Annotated in this window: 17 protein-coding genes and 2 tRNA genes; 7 read left to right on the forward strand and 12 right to left on the reverse strand. The window is 67.9% G+C overall.

The features are described from left to right. Positions 1 to 13: 13 nt before the first annotated feature. The 3 genes from pyrH to rpsB form a co-directional block, all read right to left on the reverse strand. Positions 14 to 736 (reverse strand): UMP kinase, encoded by a 723-nt coding sequence (pyrH, locus tag AC1DF3_RS10495; protein ID WP_478139598.1) that lies wholly within the window; start codon positions 734 to 736, stop codon positions 14 to 16. A 93-nt stretch (positions 737 to 829) separates the two neighbouring features. After that, positions 830 to 1,753 (reverse strand): translation elongation factor Ts, encoded by a 924-nt coding sequence (gene tsf / locus AC1DF3_RS10500; protein WP_286522364.1) that lies wholly within the window; start codon positions 1,751 to 1,753, stop codon positions 830 to 832. A 109-nt stretch (positions 1,754 to 1,862) separates the two neighbouring features. Then, positions 1,863 to 2,618, reverse strand: a complete 756-nt coding sequence (rpsB, locus tag AC1DF3_RS10505; protein ID WP_286522365.1) for a 30S ribosomal protein S2 — start codon at positions 2,616 to 2,618, stop codon at positions 1,863 to 1,865. 214 nt (positions 2,619 to 2,832) lie between these two features. On the opposite strand from rpsB, the gene AC1DF3_RS10510 reads away from it, so the two are divergent. From AC1DF3_RS10510 to AC1DF3_RS10520, 3 genes are all read left to right on the forward strand, one after another. After that, positions 2,833 to 4,152, forward strand: a complete 1,320-nt coding sequence (locus AC1DF3_RS10510) for an amidase (RefSeq protein WP_286531711.1) — start codon at positions 2,833 to 2,835, stop codon at positions 4,150 to 4,152. Positions 4,153 to 4,218: 66 nt separating this feature from the next. Beyond that, positions 4,219 to 5,475 (forward strand): D-amino acid dehydrogenase, encoded by a 1,257-nt coding sequence (locus tag AC1DF3_RS10515; protein ID WP_478139599.1) that lies wholly within the window; start codon positions 4,219 to 4,221, stop codon positions 5,473 to 5,475. Positions 5,476 to 5,483: 8 nt separating this feature from the next. Further along, positions 5,484 to 6,953 (forward strand): NAD(P)H-hydrate dehydratase, encoded by a 1,470-nt coding sequence (locus AC1DF3_RS10520; RefSeq protein ID WP_478139600.1) that lies wholly within the window; start codon positions 5,484 to 5,486, stop codon positions 6,951 to 6,953. Here AC1DF3_RS10520 and AC1DF3_RS10525 read toward each other — a convergent pair. Both AC1DF3_RS10525 and rnr read right to left on the reverse strand, forming a co-directional pair. Beyond that, complete coding sequence (locus AC1DF3_RS10525) at positions 6,950 to 7,711, reverse strand: SDR family oxidoreductase (protein ID WP_286522369.1); 762 nt, start codon at positions 7,709 to 7,711, stop codon at positions 6,950 to 6,952. The two genes, AC1DF3_RS10520 and AC1DF3_RS10525, sit on opposite strands and share 4 nt — an antisense overlap. 16 nt (positions 7,712 to 7,727) lie before the next feature. Next, complete coding sequence (gene rnr / locus AC1DF3_RS10530) at positions 7,728 to 10,013, reverse strand: ribonuclease R (protein ID WP_286531705.1); 2,286 nt, start codon at positions 10,011 to 10,013, stop codon at positions 7,728 to 7,730. A 90-nt stretch (positions 10,014 to 10,103) separates the two neighbouring features. Between rnr and AC1DF3_RS10535 the strand changes: the two genes are divergently transcribed. Continuing rightward, positions 10,104 to 10,188: transfer RNA gene (locus tag AC1DF3_RS10535), tRNA-Leu, on the forward strand. 553 nt (positions 10,189 to 10,741) lie between these two features. Here AC1DF3_RS10535 and AC1DF3_RS10540 read toward each other — a convergent pair. From AC1DF3_RS10540 to AC1DF3_RS10550, 3 genes are read right to left on the reverse strand one after another with little or no spacing between them, the layout of a single operon-like run. Then, a complete protein-coding gene (locus AC1DF3_RS10540; protein WP_478139601.1) occupies positions 10,742 to 11,500 on the reverse strand; it encodes an SOS response-associated peptidase in 759 nt (252 codons plus the stop codon). 36 nt (positions 11,501 to 11,536) lie between these two features. Further along, positions 11,537 to 11,740: a hypothetical protein gene (locus tag AC1DF3_RS10545; RefSeq protein ID WP_286531703.1), complete on the reverse strand. Its 204-nt coding sequence runs from the start codon at positions 11,738 to 11,740 to the stop codon at positions 11,537 to 11,539. Positions 11,741 to 11,760: 20 nt separating this feature from the next. Then, the gene (locus tag AC1DF3_RS10550; protein WP_286531702.1) at positions 11,761 to 11,979 is read right to left on the reverse strand and encodes a hypothetical protein; all 219 of its coding nucleotides are present in this window, start codon (positions 11,977 to 11,979) and stop codon (positions 11,761 to 11,763) included. Positions 11,980 to 12,052: 73 nt separating this feature from the next. Here AC1DF3_RS10550 and AC1DF3_RS10555 point away from each other — a divergent pair, with 73 nt between their 5' ends. Both AC1DF3_RS10555 and AC1DF3_RS10560 read left to right on the forward strand, forming a co-directional pair. After that, positions 12,053 to 12,304, forward strand: a complete 252-nt coding sequence (locus tag AC1DF3_RS10555; protein WP_478139602.1) for a hypothetical protein — start codon at positions 12,053 to 12,055, stop codon at positions 12,302 to 12,304. Between the two features lie 77 nt (positions 12,305 to 12,381). Next, a complete protein-coding gene (locus AC1DF3_RS10560) occupies positions 12,382 to 12,720 on the forward strand; it encodes a DUF1090 family protein (protein ID WP_478139603.1) in 339 nt (112 codons plus the stop codon). A 21-nt stretch (positions 12,721 to 12,741) separates the two neighbouring features. Here AC1DF3_RS10560 and rimO read toward each other — a convergent pair whose 3' ends face one another. From rimO to AC1DF3_RS10575, 3 genes are all read right to left on the reverse strand, one after another. Beyond that, positions 12,742 to 14,148, reverse strand: coding sequence for a 30S ribosomal protein S12 methylthiotransferase RimO (rimO, locus tag AC1DF3_RS10565; RefSeq protein ID WP_286531699.1), 1,407 nt, complete (start codon positions 14,146 to 14,148; stop codon positions 12,742 to 12,744). Positions 14,149 to 14,187: 39 nt separating this feature from the next. Next, positions 14,188 to 14,721 carry a polyhydroxyalkanoate synthesis repressor PhaR gene (gene phaR / locus AC1DF3_RS10570; RefSeq protein WP_478139604.1) on the reverse strand — a complete coding sequence of 178 codons (534 nt, stop codon included), beginning with the start codon at positions 14,719 to 14,721 and terminating at the stop codon, positions 14,188 to 14,190. A 124-nt stretch (positions 14,722 to 14,845) separates the two neighbouring features. Next, positions 14,846 to 15,214, reverse strand: a complete 369-nt coding sequence (locus tag AC1DF3_RS10575; RefSeq protein WP_286522379.1) for a hypothetical protein — start codon at positions 15,212 to 15,214, stop codon at positions 14,846 to 14,848. A 231-nt stretch (positions 15,215 to 15,445) separates the two neighbouring features. Between AC1DF3_RS10575 and gdhA the strand changes: the two genes are divergently transcribed. Next, positions 15,446 to 16,789 (forward strand): NADP-specific glutamate dehydrogenase, encoded by a 1,344-nt coding sequence (gene gdhA / locus AC1DF3_RS10580; RefSeq protein WP_478139605.1) that lies wholly within the window; start codon positions 15,446 to 15,448, stop codon positions 16,787 to 16,789. Between the two features lie 133 nt (positions 16,790 to 16,922). On the opposite strand, the gene AC1DF3_RS10585 is transcribed toward gdhA, so the two are convergent. Then, positions 16,923 to 16,999, reverse strand: a tRNA-Val gene (locus AC1DF3_RS10585). Between the last annotated feature and the right edge of the window lie 9 nt (positions 17,000 to 17,008).

The raw sequence follows: 17,008 nt of genomic DNA on the forward strand, positions 1-17,008 counted from the left end.
GGATTCATTTTCCTCAAGCGTGCACGAGGGTACCTTCGTCCTCGCCCATCACGACGCGCTTGAGGGCGCCGTTCTTGAAGATCGAGAACACCTTGATCGGCAGGTTCTGGTCGCGGCACAGCGCGAAAGCCGTAGCGTCCATGATGCCGAGGTTTTGTGCGATGGCTTCGTCGAAGCTCAGGTTGGTGTAGCGCGTCGCTTCCGGGTCCTTCTTGGGGTCGGCGGTGTAGACGCCGTCGACCTTGGTCGCCTTCAGCACCAGCTCGGCGCTGATCTCGGCGCCGCGCAGCGCAGCGGCGGTGTCGGTCGTGAAGAAGGGGTTGCCGGTGCCGGCCGCGAAGATCACGACCTTGCCCTCCTCGAGGTACTGCAAGGCCTTGGGACGCACGTAGGGCTCGACCACCTGCTCGATCGCGATGGCCGACATCACGCGGGCGATCAGGCCCTGCTTGTTCATGGCGTCGGCCAGCGCCAGCGCGTTCATGACCGTGGCCAGCATGCCCATGTAGTCGGCCGTGGCGCGGTCCATGCCCACGGAGCCGCCGGCGACGCCGCGGAAGATGTTGCCACCGCCGATCACGACCGCCACCTCGACGCCCATGTTCACGACCTCGGCCACCTCGCCCACCATGCGCACGATGGTCGCGCGGTTGATGCCGAAGGCGTCGTCACCCATCAGCGCCTCGCCCGACAGCTTCAACAAGATTCGCTTGTGGGCCGGGCGAGCTTCTGACATGGATGGATCCTTTGGAGTTGGCGGGGGCGAGTGTAAGACGTGACTGTGAAAATGCGGCAGCGCGTCACGTGCGCTGCCGCCCTGCGGCGTGACTCAGGCCGCAGCCTTGGCGGCCGCGACCTGCGCAGCCACTTCGGCCGCGAAGTCGTCGACCTTCTTCTCGATGCCTTCGCCGACGACGTAGAGCGTGAAGCCCTTGATCGAGGTGCTGGCGGCCTTGAGCATCTGCTCGACGGTCTGCTTGTCGTTCTTGACGAAAGGCTGGTTGTGCAGCGAGACCTCCTTGAGGTACTTCTGCACGCCGCCTTCGATGCGCTTGGCGACGATGTCGGCCGGCTGCGGCTGCTTGCCGGCGGCTTCGGCGACCTTGCGGTCTTCCTCGGCCTTGCCGGCGGCAACCGCGCGTTCCTTTTCGATCAGGTCGGCGGGCACGTCCGAGGCCGAGATCGCGACCGGCTTCATGGCGGCGATGTGCATCGCGACGTCCTTGGCCGAGGTGTCGTCGCCTTCGAACTCGACCATCACGCCGATGCGCGTGCCGTGCAGGTAAGACGCGAGCTTGCCGTTGCCGGCGAAGCGCTTGAAGCGGCGGAAGCTCATGTTCTCGCCGATCTTGCCGATCAGGCCCTTGCGCACGTCTTCGAGCGTGGGGCCGAAGCCGTCCTGCTCGTAGGCCAGGGCGCCCAGCGCGGCCAGGTCGGCCGGGTTGTTCTTGGCGACCAGCATGGCGGCGGCGTTGGCCATCGCGAGGAAGCTGTCGTTCTTGGTGACGAAGTCGGTCTCGCAGTTGATCTCGATCATCGCGCCGGCATCGCCGTCGACGAAGGCCGTGACCACGCCTTCGGCCGTGATGCGGCCCGAGGCCTTGCCAGCCTTGTTGCCGAGCTTGATGCGCAGCAGCTCTTCGGCCTTGTCCATGTTGCCGTCGGCCTCGGTCAGGGCCTTCTTGCACTCCATCATCGGGGCGTCGGTTTTTGCGCGCAGTTCGCCAACCATGCTTGCGGTGATCGTTGCCATGAGTGTTCTCCGTTCGGTTTGTCAGTGGCGGGCGCCCTGGGGCGGCCGCGAAAATCAGATTAAAAAAAAGGGGCGACAAGCCCCTTCTTCAGGCTCGAGCGAGCTCGAATCAGGCCGAAGCGCCCTCTTCGACTTCGACGAATTCGTCGCCGCTGCCTTCAGCCACGGCCTTGACCACGTCGTTCACGCCGCTGTTGCGGCCTTCGATGATGGCGTCGGCGATGCCGCGGGCGTACAGCGTGACGGCCTTCGACGAGTCGTCGTTGCCCGGAATCACGTAGTCGATGCCTTCAGGCGAGTGGTTCGAGTCGACCACGCCGATCAGCGGGATACCGAGCTTCTTGGCTTCGGCGACGGCGATCTTGTGGAAGCCCACGTCGATCACGAAGATGGCGTCGGGCAGCGCGGTCATGTCCTGGATGCCGCCGATGTCCTTTTCGAGCTTGGCGATCTCGCGCGAGAAGGTCAGCTGCTCTTTCTTGCTCAGGCTGTCGAGGCCGGCTTCCTGCTGGGCCTTCATGTCCTTCAGGCGCTTGATCGAGGTCTTGACGGTCTTGAAGTTGGTCAGCATGCCGCCGAGCCAGCGGGTGTCGACGAAGGGCACGCCGGCGCGACGGGCTTCGGCAGCCACGATTTCGCGGGCCTGGCGCTTGGTGCCGACCATCAGGATGGTGCCGCGGTTGGCGGTGAGCTGCTTGGCGTACTTCATCGCATCCTGGAACATCGGAAGCGACTTTTCCAGGTTGATGATGTGGATCTTGTTGCGATGGCCGAAGATGTACGGGGCCATCTTGGGGTTCCAGAAGCGGGTCTGGTGACCGAAATGGACACCGGCTTCCAGCATTTCGCGCATGGTGGTCGACATAGGAATAACTCCAAAGGTTGGGTCTAAAATCCAGCCCGTTTTGCGCGTCCTTCCACTCGGGAAAGCCTCACAACACCTTGATTGGGCTGGTTTGCGGATACGTCTCGCTTGGGCAAGCCTTGGCAAACCTTAGCGGCCAGTGGGCGAAACCCAAGGAGTATAGCACGCCGCGCCCCTCGCACCCCCTCTTCCAACCCCTGCCCGCCCTCTCTCCATGCGCCCAGACCTGCACGCCACCCGCCTCGCCCTGCTGACGAACTCTTCGGACGCACGCACCGAAATGGCGCACAGCCTGGCCGCCGCCGCCGCTCCGGCCTGCGCTCATGCCTTCACGCGCCTCCTGTCGGAGGAAGCCGCCCGGGAAGCCGTGGCGGCCCGTCCGAGCCAACCGCTCGCCGGGCTGGCTTTCTCGGTCAAGGACCTGTTCGACGTTGCCGGGCAGCCCACGCCGGCCGGGTCGGTGGTGCTGGCCCATTCGCCGGCCGCCCGCGCCGACGCGGTCGCCGTGGCGCGCCTGCGGGCCGCCGGCGGCGCCCTGCTGGGCCGCACCAACATGACCGAGTTCGCCTTCTCGGGCGTCGGCATCAACCCGCACCACGGCACGCCAGCCAACGTCTGCGATCCCGCCACGGCGCGGATCCCGGGTGGCTCCTCGTCCGGCGCCGCAATCTCGGTGGCCAGCGGCGCGGCCTTCGTCGGACTCGGTTCCGATACCGGGGGCTCGATCCGGATCCCGGCGGCGCTCAACGGCATCGTCGGCTTCAAGAGCACCGCCCGGCTGGTGCCGACGCAGGGCGCCCTGCCCCTGTCGACCACGCTCGACACCGTCTGCGCCATGACGCGCTCGGTGCGGGATGCGGTCACGGCGCACGAAATCCTCGCAGCACGCCGCGTGACGCCGGGCGCCGCGCCGCTGGCCGCCTACCGCCTGGCCGTGTCACGTTCCCTGTTCCAGGACGGCCTCGACCCCGTGGTCGCCAAGGCCTTCGAACGAAGCCTGGGCCGCCTCGCCACGGCCGGCGCCCGAATCGAGGAGATCGACCTGCCGGCGCTGGCCGACCTGCCGGCGATCAATGCCACCGGCGGCTTCTCGCCCGCCGAGGCCTACGCCTGGCACCGCCTGCTGCTGGAGCGCAGCGGCGCCGGCTACGACCCGCGCGTGGCGCGGCGGATCCTGCAGGGCGCGACGATGAAGGCCTACGAGTACCTCGACCTGGTCCGGGCCCGGCACGAATGGATCGGCCGCATGGAGCGCGCGCTCTCGCCTTTTGACGCCGTGCTGTCGCCCACCGTGCCGGTCACGGCGCCGCCGATCGCCGAGGTCGCGCCCGGCGAGGCGCGCGACGACGCGTTCTTCCGCCTGAACGCCTTGCTGCTGCGCAACCCCTCGGTGGTCAACATGCTCGACGGCTGCGCCATTTCGCTGCCTTGCCAGGCCGCGGACGAGTTGCCGGTGGGCCTGATGCTGTGGCATGCGGCCCTGCACGACGACGCCGTGCTCGCCGTCGCCCGGCAGGTCGAGCGGGCGCTATAAAGTCGGCAGGGTCGGCGTGGCTTCTGGAGGAAGCGCCGACCCACAATTTCACCGCCAAAGAAACGAATGAAAATCGCGATCGTGGGAGCCGGGATCATCGGCGTCACCACAGCATGGGAGCTGGCCTCGGACGGCCACGAGGTGGCCGTCTTCGAGCGCCGCGGCGCCGCCGCCGAGGAATCGAGCTTCGCCAACGCGGGCGTGGTGGCGCCCGGCTATGTCACCCCCTGGGCCGGCCCGGGCATGCGCGGCAAGGTGCTGCGCTCGCTGCTGTCCACGCATGGCGCGATCAAGCTGCGCTGGCCCCTGTCGTCCCGGGACCTCGGCTTCATGGCGCGCTGGCAGCGCGCCTGCAAGCTCGAGACCTACCTGGCCAACCGCTCGCGGATGCAGCGCCTGGCCTTCTACAGCCGCAATCGCCTGCACGCGATCACCGAGGCCTGCGAACTCGAGTACGAGCGCAGCGACGGCTACATGGTGCTGCTGCGTTCCAAGCGCGAGAAGAAACTGGTGCAGGCCGGGCTCGACGTGCTGCGGGCCGCGGGCGCCAGCTTCCGCGAGCTCGATGCCGACGAGGCCCGCAAGATCGAGCCGGCGCTCAGCACGGACACGGCGCTGGCCGGCGCGATCCACCTGCCGGACGACGAAGTCGCCAACTGCCGGCAGTTCGCCCTGCTGCTCAAGTGGGAGGCCGAGGCGCTCGGCGCCCAGTTCCATTTCAATTGCGACCTGGCACCGATGAACCGCTCGGCCCCGACCTCGCTGTCGCTGGCGGCGGGTTCCGAGGCGCATCGCTTCGACGCCGTGGTGGTCTGCGCCGGGGTCGACTCGGCCGCGCTGCTGAAGCCGCTGGGCTTGCGCATCCCGCTGGCGCCGGTGTACGGCCATTCGGTCAGTGCCCAGATCCGCGAGCCGCTCAACGCGCCGCGCAGCGCCGTGATGGACGAGCGCTACAAGGTGGCGATCTCGCGGCTCGGACTGCGGGTGCGGGTGGCCGGGAGCGCCGAGCTCGGCGGTTCCGGGACCAAGCTGAATCCGGCCTCGCTCCAGACGCTCTACAAGGTACTGCAGGACTGGTTCCCGGGCGCGGTGACGCTGCGCTCCGGCGTCCAGCAGTGGAAAGGCGCACGCCCGATGCTGCCGGACGGCCCGCCGATCCTCGGCGCCAGCGGCGTGCCCGGCGTCTGGCTCAACCTCGGCCATGGCTCGAGCGGCTGGGCGCTGTCCTGCGGCAGTGCGCGGGTGCTGGCCGACCTCATCGCCGGCCAGGATCCCGGCATCGACCTCGAAGGGCTCGGCATCGAGCGCCTGCTGCAACACTAAGGCGCCCCATGCACCGCATCACCTCCGCCAGCGCCGGCTACCTGTTCGACATCGCGGCCACGCGGCGGATCGAGCAGGCGGCGGCCGCCCTGCCGCCCCACACGCTGATGCAGCGCGCCGGCCTGGCGGTGGCGCGCCTCGCCATGGCCATCGCGCCGCAGGCACGCACGATCTGGATCGCCTGCGGCCCCGGCAACAACGGCGGCGACGGCTTCGAGGCCGCGGCGCAACTGCGCGCGCGCGGTTTCGCACCGGTCGTCAGCTGCATCGGCGACGACGCGCGGCGGCCGGCCGATGCCCGCGCGTCGCTGCAGCGCGCGCGCAACGCCGGTGTCGTCTTCGCCGAAACGCCGCCGCCGCACTGCGAGCTGGCGATCGACGCCCTGCTGGGCATCGGCGCCGCCCGGGCGCCCGAAGGCCGGATGCTCGAATGGCTGCAGCGCATGCACGCCGGCCCCGTGCCGGTGCTGTGCGTGGACACGCCCTCGGGCCTGGACACCGACTCCGGCGTCCTGTCGTTCGAATTTCCGCCCCCGGCGCCAGCGTCGATGTCACCTCGTCGACTCTGCCTGAGCCTGTTGACCTTGAAGCCCGGCCTCTTCACCGCGCAAGGGCGCGATGCCGCTGGCGAGGTCTGGTTCGACGACCTGGGGCTGCCCCCGGGTGCCGAAGCGCCGGTGGCGCGGCTGCCCGGGGCGACGCAGGCCACCGTCCGGCGGCAGTCCTCTCACAAGGGCAGCTACGGCGATGTCGCGATCGTCGGCGGTGCGCCCGGCATGGCCGGCGCCGCCCTGCTGGCGGCCACGGCCGCGCTCTCGGCCGGCGCCGGGCGGGTCTTCGTCGCCGCCCTGGACGGCAGCATCGCGCCGATCGACCCGCTGCGGCCCGAGCTGATGTTCCGCCGCCCCGAAGCGCTGGACCTGGGTCCGATGACGGTGGTCTGCGGCTGCGGCGGCGGCAGCCCGGTCGCCGCCGTGCTGCCGCGCGTGCTCGCCGAGGCGGGCACGCTGGTGCTCGATGCGGACGCCCTCAACGCCGTGGCCGGCGACGCCGGCCTGCAGGCGCAGCTGCTGGCCCGGCAACAGGCCGGCCGGGCGACGGTCATGACCCCGCATCCGCTCGAGGCGGCGCGCCTGCTCGGCACGAGCACCGCGAAGGTCCAGGCCGACCGCCTCGGCGCGGCCTCGCAGCTGACGGCGCGCTTCGGCGCGGTGGTGGTACTGAAAGGCTCCGGCACGGTCGTCGCCGCAGCCGGCGAACTGCCGGTGATCAATCACAGCGGCAACGCGCGGCTCGCCACGGCCGGCACCGGCGACGTGCTGGCGGGCATGGTCGGCGCCCGGCTGGCGGCCGGCCGGCCGGCGCAGGCCGCGGCCTGCGAAGCCGTCTGGACGCACGGCGATCTGGCCGACCGCTGGCCCGCCGGCATCCCGCTCACCGCCGGGGCGCTGGCGGCCGGTGGCCTGCCCTCGCGCTAGCCTCGCCCGACGAAAGGCATCTTGGTCGCCATGATGGTGTGGAACAACACGTTGGCTTCCAGCGGCAGGTTGGCCATGTAGAGCACCGATTGCCCGACGATGGCGACATCGATCACGGGCTCGATCGCGATCTCGCCGCTGGCTTGCGGCACGCCCTTGGTCATCCGGGCGGCCAGTTCGGTCATCGCGTTGCCGACGTCGACCTGGCCGACCGCGATGTCGTACTTGCGACCGTCCAGCGAAGCGGTCTTGGTCAGCCCCTTCACGGCGTGCTTGGTCGCCGTGTAGGCGATCGAGTTGGGCCGCGGCGTGGTGGCCGAGATCGAGCCGTTGTTGATGATGCGGCCGCCGCGCGGCGTCTGCGCCTTCATGGTGCGGAAGGCCTGCTGGATGCAGAAGAACATGCCTGTCAGGTTGATGTCGACCACGCCCTGCCACTGCTCGGGCGTCCAGTCCTCGAACGGCCCCGGCGGATTGCCGACGCCGGCGTTGTTGAACAGCAGGTCGACGCGCCCGAAGCGTTCGACGGCCGCGTCGAACAGCGCCTTGACCGAAGCCGCATCGGCGACGTCGGTGGGCACCGCCAGCGCCCTGGCGGCAGCGCCCGATTCCTTGGCGACCTGCTCCAGCGGCTCCGGCCGGCGGCCGGCCAGCACCACGCTCCAGCCATCGGCCAGCAGGGCCAGCGCGGCCGCCCGCCCGATGCCGCTGCCGGCGCCCGTGACGACCGCGATGCGGCTTGTCTTGTCTCCACTCATTCGTGTGCTCCTTGTTTCAGCGGCGCGGCTTGCGCCCCTTCATCTTGTTGGCCGCCTTCTTGACGGCGGTTCTGAATGCCTGCATCGCGGATTGTGGCGCCGCCGCAGCGACGTGCTCCACCCGCTCGGACCGATCGCCGCGCTCCGCGCGTTCACCCCGCTCGGAGGGTGCCTCGGCCTTGCTGCGCGAGCGCTTGGTCGAGGCCTTGGCCGGCACGCCGCCGGTGGATGCGCCCTTGTCCTTCATGGCGCGCGCGGTCAGCTCCTCGCCTTCGCGCATCAGGCGGAAATCGATCTTGCGGCCATCGAGGTCGACCCGGCTCACCTGCACCCGCACCCGGGTGCCGATCGCATAGCGGATGCCGGTGCGCTCGCCGCGCAGTTCCTGGCGGTGCTCGTCGAACTTGAAGTATTCGCCGCCGAGCTCGGTGATGTGCACCAGGCCTTCGACATACATGGCGTCGAGCGTGACGAAGATGCCGAAGGTGGTCGCGGCCGTGACCACGCCGCCGTACTCCTCGCCCAGGTGCTCGCGCATGTACTTGCACTTGAGCCAGGCCTCGACGTCGCGGCTGGCTTCGTCGGCGCGCCGTTCGTTGGCGCTGCAATGCAGGCCCGCGGCCTCCCAGGCCAGCGTCTCCTTGGTCGGTGCGACGGTCGCCTTCTGCGGCTTGCTGGTGGGCGCCTTCACGCGCGAGGCCAGCCGCTTCGCCAGCTTGGCATGCGCCTCGCCCGGCGTCGGCAGCATCGGCAGCTGGTACTTGGTCTTGCCGAGGATCGCCTTGATCACGCGATGCACCAGCAGGTCGGGATAGCGGCGGATCGGGCTCGTGAAGTGGGTGTAGGCCTCGTAGGCCAGGCCGAAGTGGCCGCTGTTGATCGGCGTGTAGATGGCCTGCTGCATCGAGCGCAGCAGCATCGTGTGGATCTGCTGCGAGTCGGGCCGGTCCTTGGTCGCCTCGGCGATCGCCTGGAACTCGCCCGGCTTCGGGTCGTCGGTGATCGACAGGCCCACGCCCATGGCCTTCAGGTAGCCGCGCAGGATTTCCTTCTTCTCGGGCGTCGGGCCCTCGTGCACGCGGTAGAGGCCCGGATGCTTGCCCTCGGCGATGAAGTCGGCGCTGCAGACGTTGGCAGCCAGCATGGCTTCCTCGATCAGCCGGTGCGCCTCGTTGCGCGTGCGCGGCACGATCTTCTCGATGCGGCCGGCGTCGTCGCAGATGATCTGCGTCTCGGTGGTCTCGAAGTCGACCGCGCCACGCTTGCCGCGCTGCTTCAGCAGCGCGCGATAGACGTCGTGCAGGTTCAGCAGGTCCTTGACGCGCTCCTTGCGCTTCAGGGCCTCCGGCCCGCGCGTGTTGCCGAGGATTGCCGCCACCTCGGTGTAGGTGAAGCGCGCATGGCTCCACATCACGGCCGGGTAGAACTGGTAGGCATAGATCTCGCCGTCGGCCGCCACGAGCATGTCGCACACCATGCAAAGACGCTCGACTTCGGGGTTGAGCGAGCACAGGCCGTTCGACAGCTTCTCGGGCAGCATCGGAATCACGCGGCGCGGGAAGTAGACGCTGGTCGCGCGGTCGTAGGCATCGATGTCGATCGCCGATCCGGTCTGCACATAGGCGCTGACGTCGGCGATCGCGACCAGCAGGCGCCAGCCCTTGCCGCGGCCGACCTTGGCCGGCTCGCAATACACGGCATCGTCGAAGTCGCGCGCGTCCTCGCCGTCGATGGTGACCAGCGGCACGTCGGTGAGGTCGATGCGGCCGTGCTTGTCGGCCGGGCGCACCTTGTCGGGAATCGCCTTCGCTTCGGCCAGGCAGGCCTCGGAGAACTCATGCGGCACGCCGTACTTGCGCACCGCGATCTCGATCTCCATGCCCGGGTCGTCGATCTCGCCGAGCACTTCCTTGACTCTGCCGACCGGCTGGCCGAACAGCGCGGGCGGCTCGGTGAGCTGCACCACGACCACTTGACCGACCTTCGCGGTGCCGGTCGCGCCCTTCGGAATCAGGACGTCCTGACCGTAGCGCTTGTCTTCTGGCGCGACCAGCCAGACGCCGCCTTCATGCAACAGGCGCCCGATGATCGGCTGCTCGGGCCGTTCGATGATTTCGACCACGCGCCCCTCGGGACGGCCGCGCCGGTCCTGACGCACGATCCGCGCCTTGACGCGGTCCTTGTGCAGCACCGCGCGCATTTCGTTGGGGGGCAGATAGATGTCGGCATCGCCGTCATCGCGTTGTACGAAACCGTGCCCGTCGCGATGTCCTTGGACGGTTCCTTCAATTTCATCCAGCAAGGCGCCGGAATGGCCAATATTTTTGATATGATCTCCTTCGTTCCTGAAATTCAAAACCTGCTGCAAGGATTCATTCCAAGCAGCATGTGGGCCCAGATGGCGGAATTGGTAGACGCACTAGTTTCAGGTACTAGCGAGTAACATCGTGGAGGTTCGAGTCCTCTTCTGGGCACCATAGCGATAGCACAAGAACCCCGGCCAGTCTTCGACTTGCCGGGGTTTTTTGTTTCCAGCGCGCGCACGGCCAAAAAACGGCCCTCTTCGCCCGCAGCACCACATCCGACGACGCCTTTCGAAACCCGCAGCCCTTCGCTCCACGCCATGGTTCGCGCGCCGCACGGGGTGGCGGTGGCCAAGGACACGGATTCAGGCAAGTGGAACGGGCTTCGTCTCATGAAGTGATGCAAGGCGCCTCCCGCGAGCAAGAGGCATTCCGACATTCTGACGCACGATATCAATGAATGGATCGCGCGCAGCCTGAACATCCGGGTTCGCGCAACGGTGAACCTGGCGCTCGGCCTGATGCGCGCGGCGTTCAACCATGCGGTCAAGGATCGGAAGTGGATGGAAGTGGGCCCCGGCCGTAAGGCCCGAAGCGCGGGCGGGCTCGCAAGAGGCCCGCTGCGTACGACTCAAGAGACGCGCGGTTTGCGCATCTCCACCGGCCGTGACGCCGACCTGCACCTTAACACGTCGATTGCCCGGGCAGTCGCGCGCCCATGGCCGACTCAAAAGAGCGACGACTGTGGCGGCGGCTCCGGAGCCGCTCGCGCCGGCCTTGGCTTCGCCTGCGCCGGCGACAGTGCATCGGCGACCATCGCCAGTCGTTCGGCCGGGAACTGGTTCATGAAATCCATCGAGCGCTGCGCCGGTGCGTTCAGCCAGGCCTCGTACTGGGCTTCCGGCAGGATCACCACCATGCGCTTGTCCTGCGCGTGCAGCGGCCGCGCCGGATCGGGCCGGTGCATCTCCTTGAACATCGGGTGCGTGTCGGCATTGATCGTCAGCATCGTGAAGCTGTCGGCCCACTTTCCCGTGGCCGGGTCCTTCCATGGCGCCCAGAGGCCGGCGACGCCCAGGGTTTCGTCGTTGGCGGCCGTGAAACGGGTCGGGACATGGGTCCCAGTGCGCCAGTCGGGCTCGTAGATCGCCTCGCAGGGCACGATGCAATGCCTCGCCTGGGCCCAGGCGTGCTTGAAGCTGGCGAGCTGGTCGACGGTCTCGACGCGGGCGTTGTAGGTTCGCACGCCGTATTTCACGTCTTTCGCGAAGCCCGGGAGCAAGCCGAAATGGCCTTCGACGATCTCCATCGCCGGCACCGCGTCGTCGCCCGAATCGCGCTCGCGGGGCCGCCGGATGAAGGGCGCCAGCTGGGTCGGGTAAATGTGCAGGCCGCCGGGCGGCGGCTCCCAACTCGGCGGCAGTCGGATGCCGAAGTGCTTCTCGATCTGCTTGCGGCGCTTTTCTGCTTGGTAGTGGCTGCACATGTCCGCAATGTACTGCCCGACGCCCGCGGTCCGGCGCTACCAGAGCCGCCACCAGGGCCGCGCCCGCGAGCACGGCACGGCGTCCAGCCCGGCCGCCACGGTGGACGGCGCGCCGAAGCGCCGCTGGAGTTCCTTTTCCATCCGGTGCGCGACCGCGCCGGCGCGCGGCTCGCCCTGCAGCGACCGCCGCCGCCACGCGAAGGCCAACGCAGCCAGTTGATCGTCACTGAGCTTGTCCATGAGGAATTCTCCCATCGGGCTCAGCGCTCGCCCATACGCCGTTCGGCGACCTCGGGCCGGCGCGGCGGGTGCGCGACAGGCGCGAGCCACGCCACGGCGGCCTCCGCTGGCGCCATGGCGCGCAGGCGCGGGTCGCGCCACAGATCGGCCGCCACCTCGTCGAGCTGATCGGGGTCCACGGTGCGCCATTGGCGCTGCAGCTGGTGGGCACAGACTGCAATCCAGTCATCTCGTTCCATGCGCCCAGAATAACAAAGTACTGTTTTTTTATCCAGTCTTTGACGCCGCATCGCCTCGGGCAGAATTCCCGGGATGCCCCAACTCAAGATCACCGTCGTCAACCTCACAGGCCAACCCCAGCTGGTGCATGTCTTCGACACGCTCAACGGCGGCACGCGTCCGGTCGAGGGCAACCCGTTCGAACTGGCGAACGGCGAGCGTTCGACGGTCTTCGGCGTCAACTCGGACGCGCGCGGCCGCGGAATCCTGGCTTATCGCAGCCGCAGCGGCATCGTGCGCAGCGGCATCGACGTGACGGACGGCGCCGGCGTCGAGATCCGCTGAGCCATGGCCGCCGCCCCGGGTCGGGTGCAGAATCGGCAGGCTCTTCGTTCAACCCTCTTCTGTCAGGCAGTCCCGCCATGCGCTTGAAAACCGGCCTCCTGGCCATCACGCTCCTCGTTCTGGCCAACGCGTCGTTCGCCCAGGCGGCAGAACCCGCCGACGCCGCCAGCTGCAAGGCCGAGGAAGCCAGCCTCGACCAGGACATCGCGCAGGCGCGCGCCCGCGGACAGATGCTTCGGCGCCGCCAGCTCAGCGACGCCCTGGTCGCCTTGCAGGCTCACTGCGATGCGATGATGGCGGCCAAGGATCCGGCGACGCAGATCAAGCGCCAGGAGCAGGAAGTGCAGCAGCTGCGCCTCGAGCTCGAACGCGCCGAAGCGCAGCTGCGCAAGCTCAAGGCGGCTCAGAAGTCCTGAGCGCCCTCGGCGCACATTCGGTCAGATGGGCAGCGCGATCAGGTCGTGGCCCTCGGCGCCGACGATCCGGGCCCGGGTGAATTCGCCCACCTTGAGCGTCTTGCTGATCTTCTCGGGCGGCAGCAGCCGGACGATGCCGTCGATCTCGGGCGCATCGGCGTAGCTGCGGCCGACGCCGCCCTTGCGCCCCATGGCCGGCGCGGAATCGACAAGCACCTGCATGGTGGCGCCGATGCGCTGGCGCAGCTTGGCGATAGAGACCGCTTCGGCGACCTCCATGAAGCGCGCCCGGCGCGCCTCGCGCTCGGCTTCGGGCAGCATGCCCGGGATCTCGTTGGCGGCCGCACCCTGGACCGGGCTGTAGGCGAAGCAGCCGGCACGGTCGATGCCGGCCTCGCGGATGAAGTCGAGCAGGTGCTCGAATTCGGCCTCGGTCTCGCCGGGGAAGCCGGCGATGAAGGTGCTGCGGATCACAAGCTCGGGGCAGACCTCGCGCCAGCGCGCGATGCGTTCGAGGTTCTTCTCGCCGCTGGCCGGCCGCTTCATGCGCTTGAGCACGTCCGGATGGCTGTGCTGCAGCGGCACGTCGAGGTAGGGCAGCACCTGGCCGCTGGCCATCAGCGGGATGACCTCGTCGACGCTCGGGTAAGGGTAGACGTAGTGCAGGCGCACCCAGGCGCCATAGGGCTCGGCGATCTCGCCCAGCGTGCGAACCAGTTCGAGCATCCGGGTCTTGACCGGCTTGCCGTCCCAGAACCCGGTGCGGTACTTGACGTCGACCCCGTAGGCCGAGGTGTCCTGGCTGATCACCAGCAGTTCGCGCACGCCGCCTTCGAACAGGGCCCTGGCCTCGGACAGGACGTCGCCGACGGGCCGCGACACCAGGTCGCCGCGCATCGACGGGATGATGCAGAAGGTGCAGCGGTGGTTGCAGCCTTCGCTGATCTTCAGGTAGGCATAGTGGCGCGGCGTGAGCTTGAGGCCGGCGATGCCGAAAGCCTGCGGCACCAGGTCGATGAAGGGGTCGTGCGGCTTGGGCAGGTTGGCGTGCACCGCGTCCATCACCTCCTGGGTGGCATGGGGGCCGGTCACGGCCAGCACGCTGGGGTGCATCTGGCGTACCAGGTTGCCGCCCTGCTCCCCGGTCTTGGCGCCCAGGCAGCCGGTGACGATGACGCGGCCGTTCTCGGCCAGCGCCTCGCCGATGGTGTCGAGGCTTTCCTTGACCGCGTCGTCGATGAAGCCGCAGGTGTTGACGATGACGAGGTCGGCGCCCTCGAAGGTCTTGGAGGTCTGATAGCCCTCGGCACTCAGTTGGGTCAGGATCAGCTCGGAATCGGTCAGGGCCTTGGGGCAACCCAGGCTCACGAAGCCGACTTTGGGGGCCGCTGGCGCGGCTGTACGTTCAGGGGAGGCAACTTCGCTCATATCCCCCTATTGTCCCAGCTATCGGGCGCCGCAGCGCGATCAAGGGCGTTTCAGGCCGAAAGCACCCAGCACCTGCTCCGTGTTCTTCTGCATCTGCTCCTGCATCTGGAGGAAGACGCTCTTGGACTGCTCGACGTAATTCCCCATAAGGCCCTGAAGCATCGGGGACTGGACCGCCATGAACTTGGTCCACATCTCCGGGCTCAGGCTTTCCGCCTTCTCGCTCAGCTGCGCCTGGACCTCGGACATCGCCTGGATGTTCTTCTCGAGGTAGGGACCCATGTAGCTCTGCATCGCCTGGCCGTAGAAGCGGATGATGCTGGCCAGCACCTGCTCGGTGAACATCGGCGCCCCGCCGGCCTCTTCCTCGAGGATGACCTGCAACAGGATGCTGCGCGTGAGGTCGTCGCCGCTCTTGGCGTCACGGACCACGAACGAGGCCTTGTTCATGACCAGCTGCTTGACCTCTGCGAGCGTGATGTAGCTGGAGGTTTCTGTGTCGTAGAGCCTTCGGTTCGGATACTTCTTGATCACCCGCTGGGCCGGCTTGGCGCCGGACTTCTTGCTCTGCACTAGGAACTCCTTCTGGTTGGGCGCCACGGCGCGCGAGCCATTCTAGGGAGCGGCTTTGCCGCCTCGCGCCTAGGTTTACCCTGACCGGAAAATCCCGGAGGCCGCCCGGGGGCGCCCGGTTCGGCTAGTCGAGCGTGGTGGCGTATTCGGCGCCGCAGACCTTGCAGCCGCCGGACTCCGGGCGGTCATCGGTGGCCTCGCGGTAGTGCAGCGGGCTCTTGATGCCGTGGAACACCCAGCAGCGTGGGCAGTGCTCCTGCCCGGCCAGCGGAAGGAAGGCACGCGCCCGCTGCTCGGCGCGTTCGCGCGTGACGGGCACACCCTGGCGGACGGTGCGCGCCACGTCTTCGGCGGCCATGGTGCCCGCCCGCCCGTTGGCCCGGTCGTTCAGTCCATACACCACCCGCGCGAATTCGAGCGGCGCCTGGCGCACCAGTGCCGCGATGCGGAGTTCTTCGAGCGTGGAGTCAGTCTCGGCCGCGGGGGTGTTCATCGGTGCCCTGGATCAGATGCTGTAGGAGGTGATGGGAGTCCAAGGTACCACAACTGAAGTCGGCGCTGCCAGTTGCCGAATGCCATAGGCCCCTTCTCCAGACGATGTCCGAGCCAGGACATTTCCCTCTCCGGACAATTCCCTTCGATCTTGAGGGCATATCGCACATACGCCTGCGCGCTTCCTCTCCAGAATCGCCGCTCCCTGACCAAGGCCGAATGGCGCACGAGAATGAAATACAAGACGCTGGAAGAATTCCTGCACTGCGCCCAGGCGCGCAATCCAGACCAGCCCGAATACCTGCAGGCCATCGCCGAAGTGATGAAAAGCCTGTGGCCCTACATCGAGAAGCACCCCGGCTACGCCGAGCACGGCCTGCTCGACCGGCTGGTCGAGCCGGAGCGGATCATCATCTTCCGGGTGTCCTGGGTCGACGACCGCGGCGACGTCCAGGTGCAGCGCGGCTATCGCGTGCAGCACAGCTCGGCGATCGGCCCCTACAAGGGCGGGCTGCGCTTCCATCCCTCGGTCAATCTTTCGATCCTGAAATTCCTGGCCTTCGAGCAGACCCTGAAGAACGCGCTCACCACCTTGCCGATGGGCGGTGGCAAGGGCGGCTCCGACTTCGATCCCAAAGGCAAGAGCCCCGGCGAGATCATGCGTTTCTGCCAAGCCTTCGTGACCGAGCTGTTCCGCCACATCGGGGCCGACCGGGACGTTCCGGCCGGCGACATCGGCGTCGGCGCACGCGAGATCGGCTTCATGGCCGGCATGATGAAGAAGCTCAGCAACGCCGCCGACTGCGTCTTCACCGGCAAGGGCCTGAGCTTTGGCGGATCGCTCATGCGTCCCGAAGCCACGGGCTACGGCACGGTCTACTTCGCCGAGGAAATGCTGCGCCAGAAGGGCCTCGGGCTGGAAGGCCTGCGGGTGGGCGTGTCCGGTTCGGGCAACGTGGCGCAGTTCGCGGTCGAGAAGGCGATGGCGCTGGGCGCCAAGGTGGTCACGGTGTCCGATTCGAGCGGCACCGTCTTCGACGAAGCCGGCTTCACGCCGGCCAAGCTGGCCCAGTTGATGGAGGTGAAGAACCGGCACTACGGACGCGTCGGCGACTATGCCACGCAGGTCGGCGCGCAGTTCCTGCCCGGTCGCAGCCCGTGGCATGTGCCGGTCGATGTCGCGCTGCCCTGCGCGACGCAGAACGAGCTCGATGCCGAAGACGCCGCCATGCTGGTGAAGAACGGCGTGACCTGCGTCGCCGAGGGCGCGAACATGCCCTCCACGATGGAGGCGATCGCGCTGTTCGAGCACCATGGCGTGCTGTTCGCGCCCGGCAAGGCGAGCAACGCCGGCGGCGTGGCGACCTCGGGCCTGGAGATGAGCCAGAACGCCATGCGCATGTCGTGGCCGCGCGAGGAAGTCGATGGCCGGCTGCGCTCGATCATGCGCAGCATCCACGAGGACTGCCTGCGCCACGGCCGCAGGGAAGATGGCACGGTGAGCTATGTCGATGGCGCCAACGTGGCGGGCTTCGTGAAGGTGGCGGATGCCATGCTGGCGCAAGGCGTGATCTAGAAGCCAAAGGCTCGCCCTCGGTCGCTCCCATGCGGCCGATGCGAAACGCATCGATGGAGCCCGACCGGCGTCGAAAGGAAGGAAAAAAATTTCCCCGTAGGCCTGAGAGCTGGTCACTCTCAGAGGGGAAATTTGGTAGGCGCGATTGGACTCGAACCAACGACCCCCACCATGTCAAGGTGGTGCTCTAACCAGCTGAGCTACGCGCCTGAGGTTGTA

It is taken from the genome of Variovorax sp. 10N432, from assembly GCF_056394465.1.

Excerpts from the sequence above, each read along its gene's own strand:
- pyrH (WP_478139598.1), bottom strand. The coding sequence starts at position 736 with ATGTCAGAAGCTCGCCCGGCCCACAAGCGAATCTTGTTGAAGCTGTCG.
- tsf (WP_286522364.1), bottom strand. The coding sequence starts at position 1,753 with ATGGCAACGATCACCGCAAGCATGGTTGGCGAACTGCGCGCAAAAACC.
- rpsB (WP_286522365.1), bottom strand. The coding sequence starts at position 2,618 with ATGTCGACCACCATGCGCGAAATGCTGGAAGCCGGTGTCCATTTCGGT.
- AC1DF3_RS10510 (WP_286531711.1), top strand. The coding sequence starts at position 2,833 with ATGCGCCCAGACCTGCACGCCACCCGCCTCGCCCTGCTGACGAACTCT.
- AC1DF3_RS10515 (WP_478139599.1), top strand. The coding sequence starts at position 4,219 with ATGAAAATCGCGATCGTGGGAGCCGGGATCATCGGCGTCACCACAGCA.
- AC1DF3_RS10520 (WP_478139600.1), top strand. The coding sequence starts at position 5,484 with ATGCACCGCATCACCTCCGCCAGCGCCGGCTACCTGTTCGACATCGCG.
- AC1DF3_RS10525 (WP_286522369.1), bottom strand. The coding sequence starts at position 7,711 with ATGAGTGGAGACAAGACAAGCCGCATCGCGGTCGTCACGGGCGCCGGC.
- AC1DF3_RS10540 (WP_478139601.1), bottom strand. The coding sequence starts at position 11,500 with ATGTGCAGCCACTACCAAGCAGAAAAGCGCCGCAAGCAGATCGAGAAG.
- AC1DF3_RS10545 (WP_286531703.1), bottom strand. The coding sequence starts at position 11,740 with ATGGACAAGCTCAGTGACGATCAACTGGCTGCGTTGGCCTTCGCGTGG.
- AC1DF3_RS10550 (WP_286531702.1), bottom strand. The coding sequence starts at position 11,979 with ATGGAACGAGATGACTGGATTGCAGTCTGTGCCCACCAGCTGCAGCGC.
- AC1DF3_RS10555 (WP_478139602.1), top strand. The coding sequence starts at position 12,053 with ATGCCCCAACTCAAGATCACCGTCGTCAACCTCACAGGCCAACCCCAG.
- AC1DF3_RS10560 (WP_478139603.1), top strand. The coding sequence starts at position 12,382 with ATGCGCTTGAAAACCGGCCTCCTGGCCATCACGCTCCTCGTTCTGGCC.
- rimO (WP_286531699.1), bottom strand. The coding sequence starts at position 14,148 with ATGAGCGAAGTTGCCTCCCCTGAACGTACAGCCGCGCCAGCGGCCCCC.
- AC1DF3_RS10575 (WP_286522379.1), bottom strand. The coding sequence starts at position 15,214 with ATGAACACCCCCGCGGCCGAGACTGACTCCACGCTCGAAGAACTCCGC.
- gdhA (WP_478139605.1), top strand. The coding sequence starts at position 15,446 with ATGAAATACAAGACGCTGGAAGAATTCCTGCACTGCGCCCAGGCGCGC.